Raw genomic sequence first — 1,266 nt, 5'->3', positions numbered from 1 at the left:
TGTATAGACCGGAGACATAGGTTACACATGTTCGGAGACATGGGTGACACTTATTGCCAAGAAGTGACTTCCCTCTTTGGAGGTGGGCATGCCTTGGCAAGAGGTGACAACCATGACCCTCAGGGCAGAATTCGTGACGTTAGCCGTTCAAGATGGCAGCAACATCTCTCAGCTTTGTCGGCTGTTCAACATCAGCCGCGACAAAGGCTACAAGTGGATTCGTCGGTACAAGGAGCATGGAGATGCTGGCCTTTACGACTGCTCTCGACGCCCCCATAACAGTCCGGTACAGACTGATGTCTCGGTCGAGAGCGCAATTCTTGCGCTTCGAAAAGAGCATCCGGCTTGGGGTGGCCGTAAGATTAAGGCTTGTCTGGAAGCAGACGGAAAACAAGTGTTCCCTGCAGCCTCCACAATTACTGAGATTTTGCGCCGTAACGGTCTGTTAGACCCGGCAGAGTCTTCAAAGCATAAGGCTTTTATCCGTTTCGAGCATCCCACCCCGAATGCTCTATGGCAGATGGACTTCAAAGGCCATTTTCCAATCCGTCAGGGCCGCTGTCACCCGTTGACGGTGCTGGATGACCACTCTCGCTACAACGTGGTGCTCCAGGCTTGTGGCGACGAGACAACTGCTAGCGTAAAGAGTGCTCTTGTTGCCGCCTTTCGAAATTATGGGTTGCCAGACCGAATCACCATGGATAATGGCAGTCCCTGGGGAGACGACGGAGAACACCAACTCACTGTACTGACAGCCTGGTTAATCAGGCTCGGAATAGGCGTGAGCCATTCACGGCCATACCACCCTCAGACCCAGGGTAAAGACGAACGCTTTCATCGCACCCTACTTGTGGAAGCAATAGCAGGTAAGACTTTCGATGATTTAACTCAATGCCAGCAAGCTTTTGACGAGTTTAGAGTCTTGTATAACTCAAAGCGGCCGCATGAATCATTAGGGCAAAAGCCGCCAGTTACCCGCTACCAGCCAAGTGTACGGATGTACCCAGAGGTGCCACCGCGGATCGAATATGCCCCCGGTGATCACGTCCGGAAAGTGCAGGACAAAGGGGCGGTCTTCTTCAAGGGCCAAGTGTTCCGAGTCTCCAGGGCGTTGCGCGGGGAACCCATTGCTTTTCGCCCCACGGATCAGGACGGAACATTTTTAATTTACTACTGCCACCAAAAGCTCCGGGAGATCCGGATCGGCGATAAAAAAGTGTCACCCATGTCTCCGAACGACTGTCACCCTTGACTCCGGTCTATACA

1 protein-coding gene is annotated in these 1,266 nt (G+C 52.8%); it reads left to right on the top strand.

All coding sequences use genetic code 11. The features are described 5' to 3' along the window. Positions 1-88: 88 nt before the first annotated feature. Positions 89-1,252, top strand: coding sequence for an IS481 family transposase (locus JFN91_RS21870; RefSeq protein ID WP_199391257.1), 1,164 nt, complete (start codon positions 89-91; stop codon positions 1,250-1,252). Positions 1,253-1,266: the final 14 nt, after the last annotated feature.

The sequence above is a fragment of the Geomonas anaerohicana genome (assembly GCF_016458305.1).
Lineage (GTDB): Bacteria > Desulfobacterota > Desulfuromonadia > Geobacterales > Geobacteraceae > Geomonas > Geomonas anaerohicana.
This window is presented reverse-complemented; position numbering and strand designations above follow the sequence as displayed.